The 26711-nt window shown below is 58.7% G+C and carries 23 protein-coding genes and 5 tRNA genes; 12 read left to right on the forward strand and 16 right to left on the reverse strand.

Annotation, left to right across the window (positions count from 1 at the left end):
* Positions 1–58: 58 nt before the first annotated feature.
* From CRD18_RS00070 to CRD18_RS00085, 4 genes are all read right to left on the reverse strand, one after another.
* A tRNA-Phe gene (locus CRD18_RS00070) sits at positions 59–131 on the reverse strand.
* Between the two features lie 19 nt (positions 132–150).
* A tRNA-Asp gene (locus CRD18_RS00075) sits at positions 151–227 on the reverse strand.
* 481 nt (positions 228–708) lie between these two features.
* Positions 709–782 (reverse strand) — tRNA-Asp (locus tag CRD18_RS00080).
* Between the two features lie 14 nt (positions 783–796).
* Positions 797–872 (reverse strand) — tRNA-Glu (locus tag CRD18_RS00085).
* 200 nt (positions 873–1072) lie between these two features.
* On the opposite strand from CRD18_RS00085, the gene CRD18_RS00090 reads away from it, so the two are divergent.
* Positions 1073–1603, forward strand: coding sequence for an NUDIX domain-containing protein (locus tag CRD18_RS00090; protein WP_016421372.1), 531 nt, complete (start codon positions 1073–1075; stop codon positions 1601–1603).
* A 75-nt stretch (positions 1604–1678) separates the two neighbouring features.
* Here CRD18_RS00090 and CRD18_RS00095 read toward each other — a convergent pair.
* A tRNA-Lys gene (locus CRD18_RS00095) sits at positions 1679–1751 on the reverse strand.
* Positions 1752–1968: 217 nt separating this feature from the next.
* On the opposite strand from CRD18_RS00095, the gene CRD18_RS00100 reads away from it, so the two are divergent.
* The 6 genes from CRD18_RS00100 (at position 1969) to phoU (ending at position 10028) form a co-directional block, all read left to right on the forward strand.
* Positions 1969–3558 (forward strand): cytochrome ubiquinol oxidase subunit I, encoded by a 1590-nt coding sequence (locus tag CRD18_RS00100; RefSeq protein ID WP_070643088.1) that lies wholly within the window; start codon positions 1969–1971, stop codon positions 3556–3558.
* Positions 3559–3577: 19 nt separating this feature from the next.
* Positions 3578–4594 carry a cytochrome d ubiquinol oxidase subunit II gene (gene cydB / locus CRD18_RS00105; protein WP_016421374.1) on the forward strand — a complete coding sequence of 339 codons (1017 nt, stop codon included), beginning with the start codon at positions 3578–3580 and terminating at the stop codon, positions 4592–4594.
* 29 nt (positions 4595–4623) lie between these two features.
* Entirely contained in the window at positions 4624–6174 is a 1551-nt protein-coding gene (locus CRD18_RS00110; RefSeq protein ID WP_080969598.1) for an ABC transporter ATP-binding protein/permease, read from the forward strand.
* On the forward strand, positions 6171–7910 hold the full coding sequence (cydC, locus tag CRD18_RS00115) for a thiol reductant ABC exporter subunit CydC (protein WP_049190242.1): 1740 nt from the start codon (positions 6171–6173) through the stop codon (positions 7908–7910). Before CRD18_RS00110 ends, cydC begins: the two co-directional genes overlap by 4 nt.
* Positions 7911–8042: 132 nt before the next feature.
* Positions 8043–9200, forward strand: coding sequence for a tRNA dihydrouridine synthase DusB (dusB, locus tag CRD18_RS00120; protein ID WP_049173080.1), 1158 nt, complete (start codon positions 8043–8045; stop codon positions 9198–9200).
* Between the two features lie 90 nt (positions 9201–9290).
* A complete protein-coding gene (gene phoU / locus CRD18_RS00125; RefSeq protein WP_080969597.1) occupies positions 9291–10028 on the forward strand; it encodes a phosphate signaling complex protein PhoU in 738 nt (245 codons plus the stop codon).
* Between the two features lie 347 nt (positions 10029–10375).
* On the opposite strand, the gene CRD18_RS00130 is transcribed toward phoU, so the two are convergent.
* The 6 genes from CRD18_RS00130 to mshD all read right to left on the reverse strand — a co-directional run bounded on the left by CRD18_RS00130 (position 10376) and on the right by mshD (position 16895).
* Positions 10376–11206: a hypothetical protein gene (locus tag CRD18_RS00130; RefSeq protein WP_083310842.1), complete on the reverse strand. Its 831-nt coding sequence runs from the start codon at positions 11204–11206 to the stop codon at positions 10376–10378.
* 264 nt (positions 11207–11470) lie between these two features.
* On the reverse strand, positions 11471–12247 hold the full coding sequence (pstB, locus tag CRD18_RS00135; protein WP_016421380.1) for a phosphate ABC transporter ATP-binding protein PstB: 777 nt from the start codon (positions 12245–12247) through the stop codon (positions 11471–11473).
* A gap of 48 nt (positions 12248–12295) precedes the next feature.
* Positions 12296–13189, reverse strand: a complete 894-nt coding sequence (gene pstA / locus CRD18_RS00140; protein ID WP_049173081.1) for a phosphate ABC transporter permease PstA — start codon at positions 13187–13189, stop codon at positions 12296–12298.
* Positions 13190–13266: 77 nt separating this feature from the next.
* Positions 13267–14310: a phosphate ABC transporter permease subunit PstC gene (gene pstC, locus CRD18_RS00145; RefSeq protein WP_016421382.1), complete on the reverse strand. Its 1044-nt coding sequence runs from the start codon at positions 14308–14310 to the stop codon at positions 13267–13269.
* 236 nt (positions 14311–14546) lie between these two features.
* Positions 14547–15644: a phosphate ABC transporter substrate-binding protein PstS gene (pstS, locus tag CRD18_RS00150; protein ID WP_070827661.1), complete on the reverse strand. Its 1098-nt coding sequence runs from the start codon at positions 15642–15644 to the stop codon at positions 14547–14549.
* 342 nt (positions 15645–15986) lie between these two features.
* The gene (gene mshD, locus CRD18_RS00155) at positions 15987–16895 is read right to left on the reverse strand and encodes a mycothiol synthase (RefSeq protein WP_069359332.1); all 909 of its coding nucleotides are present in this window, start codon (positions 16893–16895) and stop codon (positions 15987–15989) included.
* A gap of 81 nt (positions 16896–16976) precedes the next feature.
* Here mshD and CRD18_RS00160 point away from each other — a divergent pair, with 81 nt between their 5' ends.
* Complete coding sequence (locus tag CRD18_RS00160) at positions 16977–17834, forward strand: DUF2993 domain-containing protein (RefSeq protein ID WP_187406417.1); 858 nt, start codon at positions 16977–16979, stop codon at positions 17832–17834.
* Between the two features lie 101 nt (positions 17835–17935).
* A complete protein-coding gene (locus tag CRD18_RS00165; RefSeq protein WP_016421386.1) occupies positions 17936–18616 on the forward strand; it encodes an FABP family protein in 681 nt (226 codons plus the stop codon).
* Positions 18617–18693: 77 nt separating this feature from the next.
* Here the strand turns inward: CRD18_RS00165 and CRD18_RS00170 are convergent, their stop codons facing one another.
* The gene (locus CRD18_RS00170; RefSeq protein ID WP_070862594.1) at positions 18694–19581 is read right to left on the reverse strand and encodes an aminodeoxychorismate lyase; all 888 of its coding nucleotides are present in this window, start codon (positions 19579–19581) and stop codon (positions 18694–18696) included.
* Between the two features lie 80 nt (positions 19582–19661).
* On the opposite strand from CRD18_RS00170, the gene CRD18_RS00175 reads away from it, so the two are divergent.
* Together CRD18_RS00175 and CRD18_RS00180 are read left to right on the forward strand one after the other, a co-directional pair.
* Positions 19662–20816 carry a folate-binding protein YgfZ gene (locus tag CRD18_RS00175; protein ID WP_016421388.1) on the forward strand — a complete coding sequence of 385 codons (1155 nt, stop codon included), beginning with the start codon at positions 19662–19664 and terminating at the stop codon, positions 20814–20816.
* A gap of 260 nt (positions 20817–21076) precedes the next feature.
* Positions 21077–21259 carry a DUF3073 domain-containing protein gene (locus CRD18_RS00180; protein ID WP_005511943.1) on the forward strand — a complete coding sequence of 61 codons (183 nt, stop codon included), beginning with the start codon at positions 21077–21079 and terminating at the stop codon, positions 21257–21259.
* 309 nt (positions 21260–21568) lie between these two features.
* Here CRD18_RS00180 and purM read toward each other — a convergent pair whose 3' ends face one another.
* The 3 genes from purM to CRD18_RS00195 form a co-directional block, all read right to left on the reverse strand.
* A complete protein-coding gene (gene purM / locus CRD18_RS00185; protein ID WP_016421389.1) occupies positions 21569–22633 on the reverse strand; it encodes a phosphoribosylformylglycinamidine cyclo-ligase in 1065 nt (354 codons plus the stop codon).
* A gap of 158 nt (positions 22634–22791) precedes the next feature.
* A complete protein-coding gene (gene purF, locus CRD18_RS00190) occupies positions 22792–24360 on the reverse strand; it encodes an amidophosphoribosyltransferase (RefSeq protein WP_370550854.1) in 1569 nt (522 codons plus the stop codon).
* Between the two features lie 50 nt (positions 24361–24410).
* Entirely contained in the window at positions 24411–24851 is a 441-nt protein-coding gene (locus tag CRD18_RS00195) for a sterol carrier family protein (protein WP_016421391.1), read from the reverse strand.
* A 29-nt stretch (positions 24852–24880) separates the two neighbouring features.
* Here CRD18_RS00195 and CRD18_RS00200 point away from each other — a divergent pair, with 29 nt between their 5' ends.
* Positions 24881–25888: an acyl-CoA thioesterase gene (locus tag CRD18_RS00200; protein ID WP_038626488.1), complete on the forward strand. Its 1008-nt coding sequence runs from the start codon at positions 24881–24883 to the stop codon at positions 25886–25888.
* On the opposite strand, the gene CRD18_RS00205 is transcribed toward CRD18_RS00200, so the two are convergent.
* A complete protein-coding gene (locus tag CRD18_RS00205; RefSeq protein ID WP_070546860.1) occupies positions 25885–26592 on the reverse strand; it encodes a hypothetical protein in 708 nt (235 codons plus the stop codon). The genes CRD18_RS00200 and CRD18_RS00205 overlap by 4 nt on opposite strands.
* Positions 26593–26711 lie beyond the last annotated feature (119 nt).

Raw genomic sequence — 26711 nt, forward strand, 5'->3', positions numbered from 1 at the left:
GACAAACATCTGGTAAAACAAAGAATCCCCAGCCCGTTTCCAGGCTGGGGATTAATTGTGGCCAGAAGCGGGATCGAACCGCTGACCTTCCACTTTTCAGGCGGACGCTCTACCGACTGAGCTATCTGGCCAGACTTGAAATTAATCAAGTGGCGACCCTGACGGGACTTGAACCCGCGACCTCCGCCGTGACAGGGCGGCGCGCTAACCAACTGCGCCACAGGGCCTTAAATGCTGTGCTCATCTTTCTGGATTACCAGCGCTGTGCACGAGTTGTTACTCTACAGAACAGCGTTGAACATAAGCAAATCGCCAGTTCATGGCGGATATTTTAAGTTGAAAACTGACATCCAGCCCCGGGTCTCGGGACAACCTAGACTGTGGCAAAAGCTCTCCCCACCAAACCCGGGTAAAGCCCCCCTCTCCCCCAGTGACACCGATGCGAGTTACTGACTACGTTTATGGCTGGCGGCGTTGGGGCGATGCAAGTTACTGACTACGTTTATGACAAAAATAGCCCGAAAAATGGCCTGAAAGTGTCATAAACTCATACAGTTTCACGTTTGCAGCCCGTAGTTTTTGGCTTCTCACCAGTCACCATCTTGAGAATCAGACACACTTTTTGTCCATTACCCACGCCGACGCCCAGCGCACCACTAACCAAAAGCAAAAAACGCCAGCTCCAACCGGAACTGGCGTTTAGAATTGCGACCCTGACGGGACTTGAACCCGCGACCTCCGCCGTGACAGGGCGGCGCGCTAACCAACTGCGCCACAGGGCCATCATGATTTTTAGTGGTACTCCCAACGGGATTCGAACCCGTGTTGCCGCCGTGAAAGGGCGGAGTCCTAGGCCTCTAGACGATGGGAGCCCGACTTAACGCTGCAAAGAGTTGGCCACTCAATGGCATATTCCGCGTACATCTGCAGTGTATGAACATTGCAATTGCGCGCGCTCTTAGCAACGTAAAGAACTATAGAGGATAAGTACCCTTTTCCCAAAATCTACGGTTGAACTGGAGTTTCTTACTATTTCCGCGGACGCTACTAGTACTCAGATAAACTCGCAACTATGGCAATTCCGGATTTCATTGTTCAGCTCCGCGAAAAAGTGGGCCACGCTCCGCTCTGGCTCCCCGGTGTCACGGCTATCGTCATTCGCGATGTTCCGCCGAATGCACCGATGTACGCCTTGCCCGAGGTCTTGCTGGTTCGTCGCTCCGATAATGGTGAATGGACCCCAGTCACCGGAATTATCGACCCGGACGAGCAGCCTCACGACGCCGCCGTGCGAGAGGTAAAGGAAGAAACGGGACTCGATGTCACAGTTGAGGCCCTGCTTGGCACTGGCGCCGTTGGCCCTATCGAACACCTCAACGGCGATGTTGCCTCATATCTGGATATCTCCATGCGCTGCAGTGTTGTTGGCGACGACGTCCCCTATGTCGCTGATGATGAATCCACTGATGTCGGATGGTTCCAGATCTCACAGATGCCACCGATGAAGCCACGCTTCCGCTTGATAGTCGCCGATGCAGTGGCGCAGCTCAAGCACCCGGCGGGCTTCAAGCCACGGATGGGCTACCACAAGCGGGAAAAATAGGTACCGCGGAGAGCAAATGCAGGCAAGATACGACAAAACCCCAGGCCGTTAATAACCTGGGGTTTTGCGTGCTTGTGGGCCCTGCGGGGCTCGAACCCGCGACCTGCGGATTAAAAGTCCGTAGCTCTACCAGCTGAGCTAAAGGCCCGCGCAACAAAATAGCCTAGCAATTACGCGCTTGTTTTTAATAATTGCCCTCCGCGAGTTTTGCCCTGCCCGCGTCGATAAGTTCACACCCCGGAACTTTTTACCCCTCCTGTCCGACTGAATTAATAAGCAGGAATACTGCGGGCACTTGATGCAGGCTTCGACAAATCCGACGAAGTACACGCATCGTTTATGTCTACTTTTTCAGTCGAGGAAACATGGATGTCGTCGATATATCTCGTTGGCAATTTGGCATAACCACCGTCTACCACTTCATTTTTGTCCCACTGACAATTGGTCTAGCTCCGCTCGTCGCGCTCATGCAGACACTGTGGGCCACGACGAAAAATGACCTTTGGTACCGAGCGACGCGGCTTTTCGGCACCATCTTCATTATTAACTTCGCCATGGGCGTAGCCACGGGTATCGTCCAGGAATTCCAGTTCGGTATGAACTGGTCGGAGTACTCCCGCATGATCGGTGATGTCTTCGGCGGCCCGCTGGCTCTTGAAGGCCTCATCGCATTCTTCCTGGAATCCACTTTCCTGGGACTGTGGATTTTCGGCTGGGGGCGTATTCCCACCTGGATGCACACGCTCTCGATTTGGATTGTCGCTATTGCGGTGAATATCTCGGCGTATTTCATCATCGTCGCCAATTCGTTCATGCAGCATCCTGTAGGCGCGGTCTACAACCCGGAAACCGGCCGCGCAGAGCTTACAGACTTTGGCGCACTGTTGACCAACTCCACTGCCTTGGCAGCTTTCCCGCATGCCGTGGCCAGCTCTTTCCTTACCGCCGGCACGCTCGTTGTCGGCGTCAGTGGCTGGTGGCTGGTTCAGAGCCGCCGCGGTGGCCAGAGCAATACTGTTCACGAACGGACGTTTCACAAGTCCATGAAGGTCGGGCTCTGGACAACTGTGCTCAGCTCGCTGGCGGTGTTTATCACCGGCGATATCCAGGCCAAGCTTATGTTCGAGCAGCAGCCGATGAAGATGGCATCGGCCGAGTCCCTGTGCCACACGCAGACAGATCCAATGTTCTCGATTCTGACCGTCGGTACGCACAACAATTGCGACTCGGTGCTGCATCTCATCGAGGTGCCATGGGTGCTGCCCTTCCTGGCCGAGGGCAAGTTCAGTGGCGTCACGCTCCAGGGCGTGCAGGACCTGCAAGAAAAAGCTGAGGCGGTCTTCGGCCCAGGCAATTACTCTCCGAATCTGTTCGTCACATACTGGTCTTTCCGCGCCATGATTGGGCTCATGGTCGGTTCTCTGGCTATCGCGTTTTTCGCTTGGCTATTTACTCGCAAGGGGCGCGTGCCGACGGGCAAGCGAGCCCGCATTTTCGCCGCTTGCAGTATCCTCGCGATTCCGTTCCCGTTCTTGGCCAGCAGCGCTGGCTGGATCTTTACGGAGATGGGCCGTCAGCCCTGGATTGTGCACCCGAACCCGGATCACGCGGGCGACCCGCGCACCGAGCTGATTCGCATGACCGTCGATATGGGTGTGTCCGACCACGCACCGGCCACGGTGATTATCACCCTGGTGGGCTTTACCCTGCTCTACCTGATTTTGGCAGTGGTGTGGTTCTGGTTGATTCGCCGCGCAGTTATTGCCGGACCTCCGACCGAATCCGCTGAGGCTATCAACGCCATCGGCAATGACCCCGAGCACGCTGGCCCGTCGTCACCAATCGCTACCAATCTGGGCGCGATCATCTCGTCTCCGGTTCGATTCAACAAGGTCCATGCCCAGTCCGCTGCCAGCCCCGACTCCGAAGTCTCCGCGACTGAGGACACAAAGTAGATAAGGATGTATCTCTGACATGTTCGGATTAGATCTTCCCGTTTTGTGGTTTGTCCTGATCGCGTTCCTGTTCGCCGGCTACTTCCTTCTCGAGGGCTTTGACTTCGGCGTCGGAATGCTGCTGCCGTTCGTTGGCCGCGATGAACCGCGTCGTAAAGCGATGCTCGGAACTATCGGGCCGGTATGGGACGGCAACGAAGTGTGGCTAATTACCGCTGGCGGCGCGCTCTTCGCGGCGTTTCCGGAATGGTATGCGTCTATGTTTTCCGGCTTCTACCTGCCGCTCTTCCTGATTCTGGTGGCGTTGATTGTCCGTATCGTCGGGCTGGAATGGCGCTTCAAAGTCAACGATGAGCACTGGCGCGCCTGGTGCGACCGCGCGATTATCTTCGGCTCCTGGCTGCCTCCAATTCTGTGGGGCGTAGCGGTCGCGAACCTGGTGCGCGGTGTCCCGCTGAATGCCGACAAGAACTTGGACTCCGGCTTTAGTACCCTGCTCGGGTTGCTGAACCCGTACGCTCTGGTCGGCGGGATTGCGTTTGCGGCTGTGTTCGCTCTTCACGCAGTTACGTTCCTGCGGCTGAAGACCGCCGGCAAGCTACGCGACGAGGTCGGCAACGCCGCTCGAATTCCAGCACTGTCGGCGCTGATTTTTGGCGGCGTGTTCCTCATCTGGACACAGTTGGGATACGGAAAGACCTGGCTGTGGGCTGTTGTCGTTATCGCCGTCGCGGGGCTGGTCATTGCCATCTCCGCAACCGTAGGCAACCGCGACGGCATCGCTTTTTCCGCAACCGCCGTCACCGTGACTGCCGTCACCACCGTTGTCTTCGGCGCCATGTACCCGTACCTGATGCCGACGACGCTTGCCGACGGCGTCTCCCTCGATATCTGGAATTCCGCCTCTAACCCTTACACGCTGAAAATCATGACCTGGACCGCGCTGGTGATTACCCCACTGGTGATTGCCTACCAGGCGTGGACATACTGGGTATTCCGCAAGCGGTTGATGGCTGAACGTAAGGTCTCGCAGTAGACCGTCCGTTGGAGGTTAGTTTCTAAAAAGTGGCACCTGTCGATCCGAAACTATTCAAGCTGTCGGCCCCAGCCTGGCGTTGGGTCATTTTCGCGGGCGCACTGACCGCCGCGAGCACAGGTGCCACAATCGCGTTGGGGCTGGCAATCGGCACTATTACGGCGCAGGTTCTGGGTGAGGCAACTCCTAATTGGACATTATTCGCGCTGATAGCCACGGCCGCTGTACTCGTTCGGGTGGCCTGCTCCTACGCGCTCGTGCGTTTCGGCCAATCTGCGGGTGCACGCGTGGCCACAGACCTGCGCAGCCGGGCACTGCGAGCCCTGGCTCTGCGCGATCCTCGCACTGTCGACACCGCGCACTGGCGCGCATTGCTTTCGGTCGGGCTCGATGGTGTGGCCGTCTACGTGGCGGAATTCCTCCCCGCACTGGTGGCCGCAGCGCTGGCTACCCCGATGGCACTGGTCGCAGTCGCATGGTTGGACCTCCCATCGGTTGCCATCGCGGTTGTCACGCTGCCACTCATTCCACTGTTCATGTGGCTGGTAGGTCGCCTCACTGAGGGCCGCACAGAACGCCGTCTGGCCGACATCGGCACGGTGCGTGGTCAGATTCTCGACCTGGTCATCGGCCTGCCAACGCTCAAAGCGCACAACATGGCCGACACCCCCAGCGAGGAAATCAAGCGCCTGTCGACCCGCCACCGGAAATCCACCATGGAGGTCCTGCGCATCGCTTTCCTATCCGCGTCGGTCCTGGAATTCCTCACCACCCTGTCAATCGCCCTCATCGCCGTCGGCATCGGTTTCCGACTTCTGGGAGGCCACATGACGCTGGCAACCGGCCTGGCAGTGCTCATCATCGCCCCAGAAATCTATGGCCCGGTGCGCCAGGTTGGCCAGAAATTCCACGCCGCCCAGGACGGTGTGGTCGCTGCCACCGAAGTCACGGAACTGTTAGACAAGGACGCTGGCCAGACTCCAAACTCCACAGACACCACCTCTGAAACTGTGGAAGAGGTGGCCGAAGGAACGTCGTCAAGCAGTGTCCACAGCGCCCCCACGGTCGTGTTCGAACGCCTTTCCGCGCCGGGGCGAGACGGCGTGCGGCCAAGTGAATTAAGCGCCATCGCGCAGCCAGGCACAGTGACGGTGCTGGCGGGGCCGAACGGCGTGGGCAAGACGACAGCGCTGCTTGCGGTCGCCGGCATCGTGCACGAGGGGTTGGAAGGCTCCGTAACTATTCGCGACGGCCAGCGCATTCTCCGTGACCAGGATCTGCTGCGGCGCATCGCGTGGCTGCCCCAGCGCCCAGTGTTGGACGCAGCGACGGTGGGAGACAATTCGCGGCGCTCGCTCGGGCAACGTCAGCGGGAGGCGCTTCGGCGCGAGCTTGCCGACGACACCCGCGACCTCGTCCTCCTCGATGAACCGACAGCTCACCTGGATACCGACAGTGCGCAGTCCGTGATTAGGCTCCTGCACGCACGTGCCCGGCGCGGAGCCACAGTGATTGCCACCAGCCATGATCCGCTGTTGATTGCGGCCGCCGACGGCGTGGTGGAGGTGCAGTCGCGATGACTACTCTGCAAGCGCTTCGTCGCCTGGTGAAACCCCGCGACCTGGTTTGGCCGGTGTTGGCGGGCACCATCACGCTGCTGTCCGCGCTGAGTCTGACCGTGGTGTCGGCGTGGCTGATTACGCGTTCTTGGCAGATGCCACCGCTGATGGACATCACCTTGGCGGTGACGTCTGTGCGCGCGCTGGGTATTTCGCGAGCTGCGTTTCGATACCTCGACCGGTTGGTCTCCCACGATGTGGCGTTGCGCACCGCCGAGCGCTCGCGCGTGAAGCTATGGGAGCATTTCGTGGCCGACCGTACGCTGGCGCTGCGTGAGCGTTCCGATATTGTCACAGCGCTTGGGGCGAATATTGACGCACTTGCCGATGCCGTCGTGCGATCAATAGTGCCCGCATTGGTGGCGCTGATGACCTCTCTCATCGCCGTCATTTTTGTGGCTCTACTCTCGCCTGCCGCTACGGTTCTCCTGGCGGTGGGACTGCTTCTGGCCGGCGGTGTTGCTCCTTACCTGACGTATCGCACCACTGCGCGCTCAAGTCAGCGTCGCGCGGCCGCGCTTCAGTCGCATGCCGCTGCCGTCGAAGCGCTGCTTTCCGACGCCGCCGGCCTGCGTATCCACGGCCAGTTGGATGAGGCAGTCTCTGCCGCGTCATCCTCCAGCAAAACGGTTGCGGCCATCGATGACGCCGCAGGTCGAGCAAATGCCCGCGCCTCCGCACTGAGCACCGCGGCTAGCGTGTTGACCGCTGTCCTGACCGTGGTCGTAGCGTCGTGGTTAGTGACGGATTCGGCCGGGGGCGCTGGAGGCGGTTTACTGCACTCCCCCGAGTGGCTGACAGTTCTGGTTCTGGTGCCGCTAGCTGCTTTTGAAGCGGTTGGTCCGCTGCCAGCTGCTGCGCAAACACTGGCGCAATCGAGGGAAGCCTTGCTGACGCTTGCGTCGAATGCGGGCGAATCAGAGGAAGCGGATGTCATGCGCTCGTCCCCAGCCCCCACAGCGCCAATTCACACGTCCACGCTCCCTCAGAACCACCTGGCAGTTCGGCCAACTCTGCAGGTTCAAGACTTGATCGTGGGCTACCCCGACGACAACAGCTCGAATACTGCGGAAGAGCCCGCTGCCCAGCCAGCTCAACTGCCGATGCAAAACTTCGAGGTCACCTTTGGCGACTACCGGGAAATCACGGCGCCGTCGGGAAGCGGAAAGACCACGCTGCTGAAAACAATCGCCGGACTAATCCCGCCGGTTGCGGGCACGGTGACCATCGCTGACGGAGACGGACGCGAGCTGTGGCGCAGTGCGGCAAGTGCCGGAGAACCCCACGAAAACACGGAGCAGTGCGACCTGGTGCGCTTCGTCGCCGAGGATGAGCACATCTTCGCCACGACGGTGCGGGACAACATCTCTATTGGTAACCCGCAGGTCAGCGACGATGACATTTACTCCGTGCTGGACGCCGTGGGCCTGCGCGATTGGGTCGATGCCGCACCCGACGGCCTGGACACGATTCTGGACAGCGGCGCGGACAGTCTCTCGGGTGGTCAGCGGCGCAGGCTCATTCTCACCCGTGCGCTTGTCAGCACAGCGCCAATCCTGCTTCTCGACGAACCCACCGAACACCTCGACGAAGAGTCGAACCACATCCTGGAAATTCTCCGCAATACCACCGACCTGCCCGGTGGGAGGGGTCGCCGAACGGTGATCGTCGTCAGGCATCCGCGGACGCAGCGCTAACCGGGGCGATCCGATCCGCCAGATAAAACAGATTCGAAAACGGCAGTTCAGCGTGACACAATACTGTACGTGTTAGATACCTCCTCGAGTCCGCTCAGCGCCGCCAAGCCCGCCGATGCCACGTCCGCGCACATGCACATCGGCCCCTTTGAGCTCGCTTCCCCCGTGGTACTCGCTCCGATGGCCGGTGTCACCAACGTGGCATTCCGCACGCTGTGCCGCGAGCAGGAGCTGCAGCGTACAGGCACGGTCTCGGGCCTCTATGTCTGCGAGATGGTCACCGCCCGCGCATTGGTCGAACGCAATGAAAAGACCATGCACATGACCACCTTCGCGCCCGACGAGAACCCCCGCAGCCTGCAGCTCTACACCACTGACCCGAAGTGGACCTACGAGGCCGCGAAGATGATCGTCGACGAAAACCTCGCCGACCACATCGACATGAACTTCGGTTGCCCGGTACCAAAGGTCACCCGCAAGGGCGGCGGCTCGGCGCTGCCATATAAGCGTCGCCTCTTCGGCAACATCGTCGCCGCAGCGGTCAAGGCCACGGAGGGCACGGACATCCCGGTGACCGTGAAGTTCCGCGTCGGCATCGATGACGAGCACCACACGCACCTCGACGCCGGCCGCATCGCCGCCGAGATGGGCGCCCAGGCTGTGGCTCTGCACGCCCGCACTGCAGCGCAGCGCTACTCCGGCCACGCTGACTGGTCACAGATCGCGCGGCTGAAGGAGCACATGGTCGACTCCGGCTTCAGCGATATCCCAGTGCTTGGCAACGGCGATATCTTCGCCTCCACCGATGCCCGCAAAATGCTCGACGAGACCGGCTGCGACGGTGTCGTCGTCGGTCGCGGCTGCCTTGGCCGCCCGTGGCTGTTCGCGCAGTTGTCCGCCGAGCTGCGTGGCGAAGAAGTGCCGCCGGCACCAACATTTGGTGAGGTCGCGGGGATTATCCGTCGTCACGCGGAACTGCTCGTGGAGCACGAGGGCGAGCGTAAGGGCTGCCGCGACCTGCGCAAGCACATTGCCTGGTACCTGCGGGGATACCCTGCCGGCAGTGAGGTGCGGAAGTCTCTTGCGCGCGTCGATTCGCTGGCAACGCTCGACGAGATTCTCGCACCGCTTTACGACGGCCCCAGCGCCCACGCCCGCCCGGAGGACGCCGACGGCGCCCGCGGCCGACAGGGGTCCCCTGCAAAGGTGGTCTTGCCGGAGGGCTGGCTGGACGACCCGGAGGACGACACCGTGCCCGAGGGCGCGGAGATTATGCACTCCGGTGGCTAAGCTTCGGTTCTGAGCGAGTGTTTACATAACTTTACGAGGGGTAATTGGGGGCTCCCCACTAACGCGCGACGTTGTTGAGGATTGCCTACTATGGAACGCATGCGCACTGTCTACCGAGAACAAATGGACAACTTGGCTCACAGCCTGATTGTGATGTGTGACCGAGTTGGCTCCATGCACAAGCTTGCGAACAAGGCCCTCTTCGAGGCTGATTTGGTCTCGGCTGAAACAGTTCTTTCCCAAATTGATTCTCTCGAGGACCTGCGCCAGGATGCGGAGCAGCGAGCCTTCGAGCTGTTGGCCCGCGAAGCTCCTGTGGCTGGTGATCTCCGACAGATTGTCAGTGGCCTCTACATTGTCGAGGACATCTCCCGCATGGGCGCGTTGAGTGTGCATATTGCCAACGTTGCCCGGCGTCGCCACCCGAACAAGGCACTGCCGGAGCCCGTGGAGGGGTTCTTCCGCGAGATGGCCTCTGTATCTGAGCAGATGACGCATGAAACCCGTCAGGTGCTCATCGACTACGACGTTGACCAGGCATTGGCCTTGGATAAGACCGATGACAGCATCGATGACATTCACCAGCACCTGTTTACGCTGACCAACGACGATAATTGGCCTCACTCCCCTGCGCAGACAGTGGATGTCACTCTGCTGAGCCGCTTCTACGAGCGTTACGCGGATCACGCTGTCGAGGTTGCCGCCCGGATTATTTACCTGGCCACCGGTTACAAGCGCGATGTCTACCTGGACAAGCTTGAGGACGAACGCGATCAGCGCAGCTTTAACCAACGCCTGCAGGCCTTGGAGCGTCACCTGCGGATGTAGGTCCGTGAAGCTGCAGGCTGTTGGGGGGCTGGGCGGGGCTGGGTGTTGGGCTGAGCTGTAGAGATGTTGGGGGCTGTTGAGCTGCGTCGATGGGCCAACTGGCACGGGGTTTTAAACCGAAGTGGAGCTGTTTTTAAGCCACACCAGGCTAAACACTGCCCCAGCCACAACACCGCCTCAAACCGAGAAACTGACTAGGTTTATGACACTTTACCGCCTGTAAACGCTATTCACCTGTCATAAACCTAGTCAGTAACTGTTTGTGCGATTACTTTTCGCGTTAGATGTCTGGAGAATGCCGATTCCTATATCGTGTCCATCCCCGCGGCCCAAGAGACAGCCGCTACTCAAGAGACAGCAACAAAAGACTTCTTTGACATTAAATCTGGGGTGACTGCCAGAACTCCCTGATCTGCCCCATCAATGGGCACAACGATTACCACGTTACCTGCGATTTCGCCGTTCTCATACACCGTCTCGAGGGTGTCAAACTCGTCAGGCACCACCGCCCAAAGCTCCGTTTCGTCCGTGGTTTGGCCACCTGCAGTTACATAATTAATACCAAGCCAGGAACTCTGCCCCTGAGGGTCATTCCCCTTGTACTTTGCAGTAACATGCACAAGTCCGTATACAAACCCCTCTGGAGCAGGGTCATTGAACTGATTTTCCGCCAGAACCTCATCGTTAGCGTTTAGATTTACGCTATCGATAGTAATGGCCCACTGCTCACTTTCGATGGTCGTTCCAATCGGCAACGGATTCTCCCGACTACTGCCCGCAGCACCAGAATCGGAAGAATCAGATTTGCTTCCATCCGGGCTAGAGGCAGTCGTATCCCGATTGAACGCATCATCCACGGCATTGCCTACCGAAGAAACAAATACAATTGGCGCAATGAGCAATCCCAACACAGAAAGAATCAGAGCGATAAGAGCTGGTTTTTTGGTAGTTGCGCGCTGAAACAGTCCGACGACCGATAAAATAAATGCAACCGGTAGCGCCACCCAACCAATAATCAAAGCCCCCGGGATACAACCGAGTAAACCAATAATCGCAACTACAAGTGCAATGTAACCGACAATTGGCTTCGGCGCTTTCTCTTCGGCGATTACTGGCCAAGATTGCTCACCCACAGGGGAAAACTGAGGATTGAACTGCGCGTTTTGCTGGTTATCCATAATTGAATAACTCCTATGTAAATATATTTACCCAGATCCCTCTACAGTTTTCCGGGGGACGCTCGATTGCGTCTTCGGAAGATTACCCCGCCCGATAACAAACAGACAATTCCGCCCCAAAACAAACATTATTTTCACCCCCGGCCCCACACCGAAACAAACAGCAATCTCATAAACTGCAACAACAATAAGAACCCCGTACCTCGCGTGAACACGCGTGAAGTACGGGGCTCTTATTGGCTTATTACGGCATACGCAAAGCGTTTAGCCGAAGCGACCGGAGATGTAGTCCTCGGTTTCCTTCTTGTCTGGATTCTCGAAGATCTTCTTGGTCGGGCCAACCTCAACCAGGCGACCCGGCTTACCGGTTGCCTCGAGGGAGAAGAATGCGGTCTGATCGGACACACGAGCTGCCTGCTGCATGTTGTGGGTCACGATGACGATGGTGAATTCTTCCTTCAGCTCATGAATCAGGTCCTCGATTGCCAGGGTGGAAATCGGGTCCAGTGCGGAACACGGCTCATCCATCAGCAGAACTTCCGGCTCAACTGCAATTGCACGTGCGATGCATAGACGCTGCTGCTGACCACCGGAGAGGCCGCCACCCGGCTTGTCCAGGCGGTCCTTGACCTCATCCCAGAGGTTGGCGCCGCGCAGGGACTTCTCGGCAACCTCCTGGAGATGAGCCTTGTTTTTAACACCGGCCAACTTCAGGCCAGCCACGACGTTGTCCTCGATGGACATGGTCGGGAACGGGTTCGGACGCTGGAACACCATACCGATGGTGTTACGAACGGAGACCGGATCGATCTTCGGGCCATAGATGTTTTCGCCGTCGAGAAGCACCTCGCCAGTGACGTAGGCACCCGGGATGACCTCGTGCATACGGTTCAGCGAACGGAGCACGGTGGACTTACCACAGCCGGACGGGCCAATGAATGCGGTAACGGAACGCGGCGGGACGTGCAGGTCGACGTTCTGCACAGCGTGGAAATCGCCGTAGTAGATGTTGACATCGTTAAGGTCTAGGCGCTTAGCCATGGTCTTTCAAAAACCTTCCTTGAAATAGCGGACGTTAGGCGCCCAGCATTAACTGCTCTTGACGGAGAACTTGGCGGATACGAAGCGCGCCAGGATATTGATGAGGGCAATGATGAGAACCAGCGTGAGCGCTGCGCCCCACATCTTGTCGAATGCCGCACCGGTATTACCGGCCTTGTACATGTCCAGCATGAACAGCGGCAGCGAGGACTGCGACTGGCCGAACGGGTTATAGGTGATGATTCGCGAGGTTGCAACCAGGATCAGCATCGGTGCGGACTCACCCATGACGCGGGCGACGGCCAGCATGACGCCGGTGACGATGCCCGACAGTGCGGTCGGGAGCACAATCTTCAAAATGGTCTTCCACTTCGGAACACCCAGAGCGTAAGAGGCTTCACGCAACTCGTGCGGAACGATGCGCAGCATTTCCTCGGTGTTGCGCACAACGATCGGCAGCATCAGCAGAACCAGCGCCAGCGAGACAGCGAAACCGGAACGGCTCATGCCGAACATGACCACCCACATCGAGTAGATGAACAGCGACGCGACGATCGACGGCACACCGGAGAGGATGTCGACCATGAAGGTGGTGACCTTGCCCAGACGGGAGTTACCTGCATACTCGACCAAGTAGATGGCGACGAAGATACCGAACGGCACGGTCATGAGAGTCGTGACCAGAGCCTGAACCAAGGTACCGACGATTGCGTGAGCAACACCACCGGCAGACGCACCAACAGTGACACCACGCTGGGAAGCAGTCCACCACTCACCACTCAGCAGTGACGGGGTGCCTCGGACGACAAGCTCGAAGAGAACCCACACCAGCGGGATCAGGGCAAGAGCCATGCAGCAGTAAATGAGGACCGTGGAGACGTTGTCTGCCACCTTGCGGGAACCCTTAATTTGGGTGAAAGCCGACTCCGTGGTGGGGACCATGTCTGCAGGGCCGTGAGGCGAAGAATCAGTAGTTGAACTAGCCATTGTTACTTCTCGTTTCTTTTCCTACGACCTTGCTACTTCTTCGCAATCATTCGGGCTGCGGAGTTGACCACGAAGGTCAGCAAGAACAGCACCAAACCTGCGGACATGTATGCGCCGGCCTTGAGGTTGTCATTGAACTCTGGTGCCGCATTAGCAATTGCGGTTGCGAAGGTGGTACCACCATCGAAAAGCGAGCCACGGAATGCCGAGGACGGGGAGATCACGAGGTAGAGAGCCATCGTCTCACCGAGAGCACGTCCCAGACCCAGCATCGAGCCGGAGATAAAGCCAGAACGACCGAATGGCAGAATAGCCAGCTTGACCATCTCCCAACGGGTCGCACCGAGAGCCAGCGATGCCTCAATGTGACCACGCGGGGTCTGAACAAAGACCTCACGGGTGGTAGCCGCGATAACCGGCAGAATCATAATTGCCAGCACAATGCCACCGGTGAAGAGGTTTCGACCGGTCTCGAATGCCGGCGAGTTTGGGTACAGGGCAAACATCGGGATAAAGCCCAGTGTCTTAGCCAACCACCCGTACAGACCAGCCAAGGCCGGACCGAGAGCCATAAAGCCCCACAGACCGTAAACAATCGACGGCACTGCGGCCAGCAAATCCACGAGGTAACCCAGCGGCTTGACCATCTTCTTTGGAGCATAGGCAGTCAGGAAGATAGCAATACCCAGCGCAACCGGCATAGCCAGAATCAGCGCCAGGATGGAAACCGCGACGGTCACCAGAAACATGTTCGGAATACCGAAGTACATGGCGGAGGTATCCGCCAGGTTCCATCGTTCGGTGTAGGTGAAGAAGTTCGCTTCGTTACGGGACATTGCCGGAACTGCGCGCAGGAGCAGGAACACTGCAATTGCGATGATGGCAGCAGTCACCAATGCGGAAGATCCTACCGCCAGAATCTTGAAGATTCGGTCACCAGGACGAACAACGCCGGACTGAATGGCTTGCTCTTCCGAGCTCTCGTCGCCGGAGGAATCCACCTGCGGTGCTGAGGACTGCAACAGACTGCTGTCTACAGCCTCCTGCTTCCCTTCAATGGGAGTCGAGGAACTCATGATCTCATTTCCTAAGTAGAAGTGATTTGTGCTTCAACGCACATGAAGACCGATTGGCCTCAGTACCCCTCTACGAGCGGTACCCAATCAACTGAGGTGTCGATATATAAAGCCAACCGGTCTACGTCAGGTTTTCGGCCTACAGCTCAGATCTGCGTGGCCGGCTGAAGTGATCCTCGCGCCAACCGGGTAACGACAGAGCCAACTCTGCTTTCACCCGCGTTGCGCGCAAAGAATTACTTGATAGCGTCAACCGCTGCGGACAGCTTGTCCTTGAACTCACCCTGAACCGGGATGTAACCCAGCTCTTCGAGCTCTGGGCCCTGGCCCTCTTCCAGAACAACCTTCAGGAAGTTCTTAACCAGGTCACGAGTCTGCTCGTCGTAACCAGCGGAGCAGACGATTTCGTAAGTGGTCAGAACCAGCGGGTAAGCGCCTTCCTCATCCATTGCGAACAGAGCGTCGGTGTCAACAACCATGTTGTGACCCTCAGTCTTGAACGTGACGGAATCCAGAGCCTTACCGACGGTGTCGTTGTTCAGCTCAACCGGGCCATGACCGAAGTCCATCTTGGCGATGCCCAGGTCCTTGTCCTCAGCGAAGCCAGCCTCGACGTAGGTGATAGCACCGTCGATGTTGGCGACCTCATTGACAACACCAGCCGAACCGTTAGCGCCCTGGCCAGTAGCAGTCGGGAAGGACTTGGAAGCCTCGTGCTTCCACTGCTCCGGAGCAGCTGCGCTCAGGAACTTCATGAAGTTATCAGTAGTACCGGACTCCTCAGAGCGGTAGACAACCTTGATGTCCTTCTCCGGAAGATCAACACCTTCGTTGACCTCAGCGATCTTCGGGTCGTTCCACTTGGTGATCTTGCCGTCGAAGATTTCAGCAACCAGAGCCGGGGTCAGAGCGACGTCAACACCCTCAAGGTTGTAGGCAACGGCAACCGGACCGATGACCATCGGCAGGTGCCATGCTTCGTTACCGTCGCAGCGCTTCTTAGCCTCTGCGACCTGGTCCTTGCCGTCCTTCTCCTTCAGCGGGGAGTCGGAGCCAGCGAAAGCAACGGTGCCGGCAATGAACTGAGTCTGACCGGAACCAGAGCCAGATGCGTTGTACGACAGGGTCGAGCCGGTCTCTTCAAACTTGGTGGCAAACAGATCCATGGCGCGCTGCTGCGAGGTAGCGCCCTCGCCCTGCAGCTCACCGGTGACGTCAGCCAGACCCTCAACGTTAGAAGCGCCTTCGCCGCCCTCTTCAGAGCAAGCAGCCAGGGTAAGGCTTGCAACAGCGGCCAGACCAATGACAGATGCCGCACGGTTCTTCTTCAGCACAGTAAATCCTCCGGGGTTTTACACAATGAGTGAAACAGTTCACGTGGAACCGCCACACTCCGGTCCACTGCGCTGAATCTATCTACCGATAGTAACCGGAACCTGTTCAGAACATTAACAATTGGTGAACGGCGCAAGTAATTCTTTATTTATCCTCATTTTCCCTGTAAGAGGCCCTAAAATGCGCCCCTGAAACACTGAGGATTGGGCAGCATCTACCCAAAATCACAAGGATAATTGCCCCTGCACCAGAGGAAAACCACCTAAAACTGAGATAAAGCTAAGCTCGCCCCCCCCCTAGCTCGCCTTCAATAACTCCCCCAATAAACCGAACCGTCGCATCTACGCGCCGTACATCACATCACGGCGGGCCACCTCAAAACCGACCGCACGGTACGTGCGCACTGCCGGCGCATTGTCGCCTTCGACATAGAGAATTACCTTTTCCGCTCCCCGGTTTCGGAGATAGGAAAGCCCAACGTTGGTCAGCCATCGTCCGAGACCACGTCCGCGTGCCTTCGAGCTCAGCCCAATCACATACACCTCACCAGTTGGCACAGACTCCTCAGCGTGCCACTTCGTCCAGTGGAAACCGCAGATCTCCTCCGCACTGTCGCGCGCCCCGGCCACATCCGCAGCAAAGAACACGCCCTCCGGGTCGAACCACTGCACGTTCCGAGCGCGATCGAGTTGTGGCTGCGACCAACCGCCCTGCTCCGGATGCCAGTCAAACGCCTCGTTATTCACAGCCAACCACGCCCGATCCACGGCCGCCTCACCCCACTTCGCGCGTGCCGCAGTCAGGGTTAGCGCTTCAACATCATCGCGCTTATCGACGGCCCCCGCAGCCTTCTCCAACGCTGAGCTCGAAATGGACATCTGCAACAGCTCGCGGATGACCTTGCGTCCCGTCAACTCTGCCAAACGACTGGCACCGGCGACATCACCGTGAGCCCAGACAGGCAGGCGCTCGCCGACCTCAGCATCGATGTGCGCAAGCAGCTTCGCCCCCACTCCTTGCTTACGAAACTCCGGGTCAACAACCATCTCCACAGCATCCGGCGCAACGGCGGCCAGGCCCAAGTAACGGTCGTTCTCAATAATCGCAAAGTGTCGATGCCCGAAAGATTCGTCGTCAAGCCCTCGGACGAAAGCCTCGCCGAACGCCTCCACGCCGTCGGCGGAGTGGGCGTGCTGCAGTAGCGTATCGGCGGCGGTGGTGTCTACGTCAAGCAGTTCGGTTACGTTCATACGCCCCACCCTATACACAGCAGCGAATTCAACACTTCCCCGATGTCGTCTGAGCCAAAAGCGATGGGGTACTAATAGAGTGTGTCCATTTCCCGACGACAGAAGAAGATCGGTGGCTCTATCCTCGCCGTTGCCGCGCTGGTGATTGCCACCGACATGGGCTTCGCCAGCCATGCGGAGTACAAGCTCTCCGAGCATATTCAGGAGACTGCTCAGCTGGAGATGACCCCATACGTCGCCATTGGTGGCAAGGCCTACTTGTCTTCCTTTGTTACGGGTAAGTGGAGCTCCGTAACCTCGCGTATCCGCGATGTCGAGGTGCCCGACTTCGGCTTGGTATCTCTGGAGTACGGAGCTTCCAACGTTAAGATCCCGGCATCGGCAGTGCTCAGCGGTAATTTCCCAGAATCGCCGACGAAGCAGTACTTCACTAAGCTCTCGCTCGACGGTGTCTCTCTGGGAAACAAGCTGGGACTGACCGATTTGAGCATCCAGAGCCTGAAGGACTCCTCCCCCACCGGCGGCTGGGAGACCGAGGCTATCTTCGAGGCCGCACCAGCCGGATGGCAGGGAAAAACTCAGGTCACGGCAAAGTTGCGCATTGTCAGCCGCGACGTGGTCATTACGCCGATGGAGATTATTTCTGCGCCCTCGTCCCCAACGGATTCTAAAAGCCACATCAAACCTGAGCTGTCTGAGGCTGATACGCAGCACATCATGGACACCTTCGCTCTGACGCTGCGGGATTCAGAGATACCGATGGGCATGCCGGCGACTCGCGTGTACGTGTCGGGCGGTTCTATCACCATCGAAGGCGAACAGATTCTGTGCACCGTGTCGCCAACAAACTTCATGCCGCCGACATCCCAGCAGGATGCCGAGGCGTCAGCTCAATCCACGGAGAAGCTGCCGGAGAAGAACTGTCGGGTGCGTCGCTAAGGCCGTCGTCAAGCATCGCCGTTAAGCGTCGGTGCAGCGTTAGCACCATGCGACAACAGCCCATACATGGCCACAAGAGCTTCAGCGGTAGAGTGTGAAGCATGACCGAGAAGAATGGCAGCAACCAGACAGACGCCGCTGCACAGGAGCCTGCAGCTGCGGAAGCCCCTCGCCTCGACGGCAACGAGGCCATCAACCGCGCGGCCGAACAGGCCAAGAGCACCGCTACGCGCAACATCACTGAGCTTGAGGGGCTCCCGATCCCCGACGAGACCGCTAACCTGCGCTTCGGCCCGAATATTCACGACGGCCTGCTGGCACTACTGCCGCTGGTCGGCGTGTGGCGCGGTGAGGGGCAGGCGAACACTGTCGTCGACGGCGAGTACAACTTCGGCCAGCAGCTCATCTTCAGCCACGATGGCGAGAACTACCTGAAGTATGAGTCGCGCATCTGGAAGCTGGACGAAGAAGGCAAGCCGACCGGCCCTGACCAGCGCGAAACAGGATTTTGGCGCATTAACAACGAGGACGAGATTGAGTTCATCTGCGTCCACTCCACCGGCGTCACTGAGATCTACTACGGCAAGCCGGTTTCCGAGCGTGCATGGGAACTGCAGGCAGCCTCCACAATGGTCACTGCTACCGGTCCTGCATCCCTTGGCCCGGGCAAGCGCCTCTACGGTCTGATGCCGAACAACGATCTCGGGTGGGTAGACGAGCGCCTGCGGGATGAGGAATTCGCTCCCCGCATGTCCGCGCAGCTCAAGCGCTACGCGGGCTAGGTTCTCCCCGCTTTACGACGGACGTTGTGTGGCCTTACTGCGGGGCTCTACTGCGTCAAGCCCCACCGTTTGGCGCCCTACTGCGTCGCCAGCGCCTCGTCACACAGGTCGCGGAATTCCTTTTCCGCGATTGCATCCGGCTGCCGGATGGGCTCACCATCGATGGACTTAACCACGACCGCGATACGCACCGAAGACACCAGCCATACCGCATCGGCGGTGAATAGGTCCCCGGGCACCAGGACCGTCGGGGTGACTTTCCAGCCGCAGTTGGCGGCTGTTTCAAACAGCGCTGCCTGAGTTGTGCCCGGCAGCACTCCTTCACCGGGGTTGGGAGTCAGCAGTTCATTGCCGCGCTGAACGATGATGGTCGATGTTGGGCCTTCCAAGAGCTTGCCCTCTGCGGACGTGAAGATGACATCGTCAAAACCCTTGGACTTGGCATAGCGCAAAGCGGCCACATTAGCTGCGTATGACAACGTTTTCGCGCCGATGAGCGCCCACGGTGCACGGGAGCCAAGGTCGAGCGAGAAACCGCGCTCTGCAAGCATGACCGATACCGGCTTCAGACGGTTTTCCGCCACCCTTTCCGCAGAGCTAGCCAAAACGTAGCCAGTCGGCTTTCCAGTGGACTCGCGACCACGCGAGTAAACCCACCGCAACGTCGCATCCCCCTCAATTGACCTATCGCGCAACTCCTGTAGTGCGACCTCGGTAGCCGCCCGCCACTGCTGCAGATCTGGGGCTGGCAAATCCAGCATTAGTGCTGACGATGCGAATCGCTTCTCATGCCGGTCGGTATTACAGGTATGACCACCCCTGACCAGGAGTGTTTCAAAAACTCCGTCGCCGCGAATAGCTCCGAGATCATCCGCGTAGAGGAATGGCTGTCCTGCCTCGACAGCAATCGGGCCGCCGTCTGCAAAGACGTCGATAAGCACTAGAGAAGAAAGCGAATCCGTCATACACACAAGCTTAATCCATGCTTAATTTGAGGATTTCTGGTTAACATGAGGGAGTGAGTGTTGAGTATGTAAGTCCTTTGATGTCTCACGTGGCTGGCGCCGCTGCCCTCGAACTGGGCGGACAGATGGAAGGTTTGGAGAAGGCCTCAGAGAACGCCCCAGACGGAAACTCAGCGAAAAACGTTGAGCAAACCGCAGGGCAAGCTAGCGTGGCATGGCACTACGGCCGTCCGCTGGTAGAGCAACGTCACCTGCAGGAGGACTGCGGAGTAGTAGATCGCTCGTACTACCGCGTTATTGAGGTCACTGGCGAGGATCGCCTGACTTACCTCAACACACTTTTTTCGCAGAAGGTCGACGAAGCCGCTCCTGGCACTGTCACTGAAGCACTGAACCTGGATGCAAACGGTCACGTTCTCCATCACATGACGTTGACTGTTTTGGACGATTCCGTGCTTATCGACGTGCCCCCTGCCGGCTTCGACTCCCTGTTGAAGTACCTGAACATGATGGTGTTCTGGTCCAAGGTGGAAATTGCTGAGGTAGAAAGGGCGATTATTTCCGTCATGGGGCCGAATGCCCCTGAGGTCCTGGTAGCCGCTGGTCTCGCATTCCCGCAGGTGGGTAAAGCTACGACTGTGGGACATTCCTACGTCCGGCACCTGCCGTGGCCACGCGGCGGGCGTGTGGATGTGCTCGTACGCCGACAGGATTTAGTCGGTGCTTGGGACGCGCTGGTGGCCGCTGGCGCCTCCCCAGTCGGCCTGATGGGCTGGGAGGCCGAACGCGTAGTCTCCTTGCGGCCAGAGCTGGGAATCGACGTAGACGAGAAGATGATTCCGCATGAGGCTCCGCGCTGGATCGCCTCTGAATTCGACACGGCTGCCGTGCACTTGGACAAGGGCTGCTATCGCGGCCAAGAGACGGTATCACGTGTCCACAATGTTGGTCGCTCCCCACGAGTTTTGGTGATGCTGCAGCTCGACGGCTCGGCCACCCTGCCGGAAACCGGCGATCCAGTGATGATGGGCAAGCGCGCCGTGGGCCGCGTGGGCACCGTCGTGCAACATGCCGATTACGGCCCGATTGCTTTGGCTCTGCTTAAACGCTCAGCTCAGGAGCGCGAGGGCCTTGTGGTGGGTGACTGCGCCGTGGCCGTCGACCCTTCCTCCATCGACCGCGTTGAGCAGCTGCCACCGGGTCGTGTGGCCATCAACCGCCTGCGTGGGAAATAAGTAACGGGAAATAGGTAAAGCCACCAGACAGAGTGGTGAAAAAATAACTTTTTCCATTCTTTTTCAGAAAGGTTATTCCCCCAGGTCACAGTACATATTGAGTTGCCTGAGCGCGAGGACACAACCCACTATGGGCCTCCCCGCGTAACCCCTTCGTCTAAAAATCGGCTATGGTGTCTTACAGGAATTAACGCAATAAGACATAAGTGGGTCGGCCGTATCCCCGTGCCGTCCCACGGATTACACAAGGGGGTCAGGCCATGGGTCGCGGCCGTGCGAAAGCAAAGCAGGCGAAGGTTGCCCGTCAGCTCAAGTACGATTCACCAGAAATGGACTTGGAGCGTCTGCAGCGGGAACTCGTCGGCAAGTCGAACGAGTCCGATCGAGACGACTATTACTCTGACTGGGAGGAATGGGCCTCAGGCGCTGGTCGCGACAGCTAGCGCAAGCTAACCGCTGTCGTATTTTCCGCAAAGCGTTTCTATTTCAATAAAACAAGCACCCGCCAACGATTCCGTTGGTGGGTGCTTGTTTTTGCTTAGTGACTGCGTTTATGTTCGGCCGATCATGCTCGGCCACGGCGGATCAATCCGAGTTACTGACTGCGTTTATGACAAAAACAGCCCGAAAAACGGCTCGGAAGTGTCATAAACTCATACAGTTTCACATTTGCAGCCCGTGGTTTTCTGGGATCTCCGTTGTGCAACCCGCATCCCGGCCGCCCGTCGCAGTAAACCGACGGCCGGCCGAACCTAGAAGCGCGGGTGGCTGCCGCGCAAAACAGCCCCGTCCTCGCCCGCCTCGCTCTTGCGGACAGTACCCAGCTCCCAAGCGTTGATGTGGCGGGCAGTCAACAGAGCCAGGGCACGATCGCGGTCCTCTGCGGAAACAATCGCAACCATGCCGACACCCATGTTGAAGGTCTTCTCCATCTCCTCGCGGGAGACGTTGCCGAGCTCAGCAATGGTCTTGAAAATCGGACCCGGGGTCCAAGTTGCGCGGCTCATGTCGGCGGTCAGGCCTTCCGGCATGATGCGAACCATGTTGCCAGCCAATCCACCACCGGTGACGTGGCAGAAAGTGCGGACCTCGGCCTCGTTCATGAGAGCCAGGCAGTCCTTCGCATAAATCTTGGTTGGCTCCAGCAGCTCCTCACCGAGGGTGCGCCCGAAGTCCTCGACATAACCGTCGAGCTCCAGACCGGCCTTCTCCAGGAGAACGTAGCGAGCCAGCGAGTAGCCATTGGAGTGAAGTCCAGAGGACTCCATGGCGATAATGACATCGCCCTCACGCACGCGGTCCGGGCCGAGAAGCTTGTCCTCTTCCACGACACCGACGCCGGTAGCTGAGACATCGTACTCACCCGGTTCCATCACACCCGGGTGCTCTGCAGTCTCGCCACCCAGGAGCGCGCAACCCGCCTGGACACAACCCTCGGCGATGCCGGAAACGATCTCGGCGACGTGCTCCGGCACGACCTTGCCAATTGCAATGTAGTCCTGCAGGAACAGCGGCTCGGCACCGCACACGACCAGATCATCGACGACCATGGCGACCAGGTCCAGGCCAATGGTGTCGTGCTTGCCGACGGCCTGCGCCACGGCCAACTTGGTCCCCACACCATCGGAGGATGCGGCCAGCAGCGGCTTTTCGTAGTTGCCCAGTGCAAACAGGCCGGCAAAACCACCGAGCCCGCCACGGACCTCTGGGCGAGTGGCCTTCTTGGCAATCGGGGCGAATAGTTCAACAGCGCGGTCGCCGGCTTCGATGTCGACACCGGCTGCAGCGTAGGAAGCACCAGAAACGTTCTCGGTCATTAGAGGCTCTCGCTTTAAACTTTCTCCCCCGGGCGGCGTTACTGCCGTATCCGGGAGTATTGGCGGACCAGGAACAAAGCAACGGCTGCACTCCACGGCACCGCTTGCGCTTCGTTCTCGGTTCAGTTCTCGTAGTTCATTCTAAGGAGGTTTCGAGGCTAATTGCTCGTTGCGGCTTTGGCAGCCTGGGCTGCCTGCATCCTCTCAACCGCTGCCGCATTCGGATTGCCCTCCGGCAGCCCCAGTGGGTATTTGCCATCGAAGCAGGCACAGCACACTTCGCTCTTTGCCTGTTCGGAAGCGGCGACCATGCCATCGATGGAGACAAATCCCAGGCTGTCGGCGCCAATCGCGGTTGCGATACCGGCGACGATGTCATTCTCATCTACGCCGTTGGCCAACAGCTCGCCCGGAGAGGCGAAGTCAATGCCGTAGAAGCACGGCCATTTCACCGGCGGCGCGGCGATGCGCACGTGCACTTCCTTTGCACCGGCCTCACGCAGCATGCGAATCAGGGCACGCTGAGTGTTGCCGCGGACGATGGAGTCATCGACCACGACCAAGCGCTTACCGGCGATAACTTCCTTCAGTGGGTTCAGCTTCAGTCGGATGCCCAGCTGACGAATCGTCTGCGAAGGCTGAATGAAGGTACGCCCCACGTAACCGTTTTTGGTCAGCCCCTGTCCAAACGGGATGCCCGATTCCTGGGCGTATCCAACAGCGGCCGGGGTACCGGATTCCGGCACCGACATCACCAGGTCACCGTCAGCCGGGAACTCACGTGCCAACTGGCGGCCCAGCTCAAGACGCACCGCGTTGACGGAGCGACCACGGATGTTGGAGTCCGGGCGCGCCAGGTAGACGTACTCAAAAATGCATCCAGCGTGGGTGGTCTCGGCAAAACGCTGCGAACGCACACCGGAAGCATCAATGGTCACCATCTCGCCTGGCTCGATCTCGCGGACGAACGATGCACCGACGATATCCAGCGCGCAAGTCTCGGATGCGACTACCCAACCACCGGACAGGCGCCCCAGGCACAGCGGGCGCACACCGTATGGGTCACGCGCGGCGTACAGCGTCTCGCCATCGGTGAAAGTAAGACAGAAAGCACCCTTCAAACGCGGCAGCAGTGCCATCGCGGCCGCTTCTACATTGGTGCTGCAGCCGTAATCTTCGGGGTGGTCAATCTTGCCGGTTTCGTCGGCAAGCAAAGTGGTCATGATTGCGGAGTCACTGGGCAGCTCGCCCTCTTCACGCAGCAGGCCCTTGTCGACCGCCTCATGGAACAGCGTGAGGTGGTTGGTCAGGTTGCCGTTGTGCCCCAGCGCGATGTCCGTGCCGTCGGAGGCCATCTGGAACATCGGCTGTGCATTCTCCCACGCAGGAGCACCAGCGGTGGTGTAGCGCGTGTGCCCCACCGCTACGTGCCCCTTCAGAGCGTCGAGCGTCTGCTCATCAAAAACCTGGGAAACAAGGCCCAGGTCCTTGAATACGAGAATTTGGTCGCCGTCGCCGACTGCGATACCGGCGGCTTCCTGGCCGCGATGCTGCAGGGCAAACAGGCCATAGTAGGTGAGTTTGGACACGTCTTCGCCAGGTGCCCAAACGCCAAAAACGCCACATTCTTCGCGCGGGGATGTCTCCCCCAAATCGTCGTATGGCGAAATTGGCAAAAGTTTGGTCTTTGGTGCACCTGAAATGTTGGTATCGGCCACGACATTCACACTAATAGCCCCACCCGCCTGGGCACCAATTCAGCATCCCCCCACGGGCTTTAAGAAATGCGCGCCACCGGCAGATGATTCCCAATTTCCGCCGCGCGCGTTCCCGACATATCGATGTGCGCCTGCACCTGCTCTAACGTGATCATTCCGCACGCGAGTCCCAGCCAAATCTCCGGCGACATCTCCACGACATTGGGCGGCGTACCGCGCGTGTGCCTGGGGCCCTCAATGCACTGGACCGCGACGAAGGGCGGCACGCGCACCTCGACGCTATGCCCCGGAGCCTCTTGGGCGAGCATCCGCACGGACAGACGTACCGCTTTGGCAAGGCTCGCACGGCTTAACGACGACCCCTGCGCCCCATCCGGCCCGATGAAGGAGGCAGCCTCTTGGTCAGATAGCAATTCGCGGCCGAGAAGCCGTTGCGCCGCCCAGGGTGCGGCGGTGGAAAGAGCGCTGCGAACGTCGAAAGGCGAGATTTTGGATACCATAACCTCATCCTAGAGTTATGCTTTCATATATGGATACGCAGTCAACTGAAAAAGCTGAACAGGTGCATGCTCCAGCGTCACCATCTCTTGTACTCCGTTTTATGGCATCGCCGACCGATGTCATTATGGCCGGAACCAATTCTGTCCACGGCGGCCGTGTGTTGCAGTGGATTGACAAGGCCGCTTACGCCTGCGCGACCGGCTGGTCGGGACGCTACTGCGTGACTGCGTACTTCGGTCACATTCACTTCACTCGCCCGATTCCCAGCGGCCACATTGTCGAGGTGCGCTCCAAGATTGCGCATACCGGTCGCAGTTCCATGCACATCGTCAACGAAGTGCTCTCAGCTGATCCGCGCGAGGGCAAGTTCACCCGCGCAGCTGACTGCCTGGTGATCTTCGTGGCCATGGATGAAAATGGTAAGTCGACACCGGTTCCGAAGTGGGTGCCGCAAACGGAGGAAGAAGAGCGTGTTGAAAAGGCCGCTCTTTCCCGTTTTGAGCTCCGCCGCGACATCGAGGCCAGCATGCGCGCGCAGACCTATTCCGCGGACTCTTCCGCACCCGAGCTGACCACACGTTTCCTGGCAAAGCCAACCGATGTTAACTGGGGCGGAAACGTCCACGGCGGTACCGCCATGGAGTGGATTGATGAGGCTGCGACGGCAGTTACCACCAACTGGGCAGGGCGCCAGACCATTTCTGTCTACGCAGGTGGTATTCGCTTCTACAACCCAATCCACATTGGCGACCTGGTTGAGGTGCGCGCACGCATCCTGCGCACCGGCACGACCTCGATGCACCTGTCGGTGCAGGTCTACTGCTGTGAGCCCCGCAAGGGTGTCGGTGGACTGCGCAAGGCACTGCACTCGACCATGACGTATGTCGCCATTGATGACGATTTCAACCCGCAGCCCGTACCGCACTTCCAGCCGACGACGGATGAGGACAAGCGCCTGCACGCTCACGATCTGTCACTGAAGGCGTTGCGTGACAAGTACAGCCCACTGCCGCTGATTGAGCGCGAACAGGACTAAGCCGCCTGGCTACCCGGCTTCCTGTTTTTCCACCAGATGGATAGGAACATCCAGCCAATCAGCGCGAAGGTGATGTAGGTGACGTACCGGTCAATCGTCTGCAGGGAGCCCTGGATGCTTGGGCCAAACTTCAGGCCCAAGTACAGGTAGAAGCACTTGAGCATCGCGGCACAGAGGAAGAGGTACACGCCTACTACCCAGCCGCGCACCTTCGCAATACCACCGATGGCCACGACAATCGTGGCCGGAATCGGCGAGAATGGCACAAACGATGCCAGCACACTCAGCCCGATGCGTTCATAGATGAAGTTCTCCATCTTCTTAAACCATCGCGGTGGGTGTCCGCCGAAACTCATCGTGATGAATTCCGTGCCCCACTTCTTGCCCATCCAGTAGAAGAACGGCATGAACTTGATTGTCGAAAGCGCCGCAATCACTACAACAGCGAAGAGGAGGAGCGGCCGGTCCTCGTTTTCCGACGCGAGAATCAGCACCGACAGATTCGATCCTGTCAGCCATGTGTGCAAGAACGTGTACTTGAGCAGCAAGACCGCACGGAACGGGATGATTGCAAAGCCGTACACGGCAACCAGCATCAGCGATGCATAGAGAAGCTTGTCTATTTTGTCCGGCTCACGCAGGAAGCTCGGCAGATCCTCACGAGGGTCGTGCTCGGCCTCGTTACGCATGTCGGGTGAAGTCATGAACCACAGTTTAACTGCACGCCCTCTTCCGCAGCAGGAGCCGCAGACTAGGCCATTACGTACGGCTCAGACGCACTCGCCAAGGACGACCGCAGCGCCGCCTACTATCCTGGGAAGAT

This window comes from Corynebacterium sp. LK31 (assembly GCF_014335015.1).
Taxonomy (GTDB): Bacteria; Actinomycetota; Actinomycetes; order Mycobacteriales; family Mycobacteriaceae; genus Corynebacterium; species Corynebacterium jeikeium_D.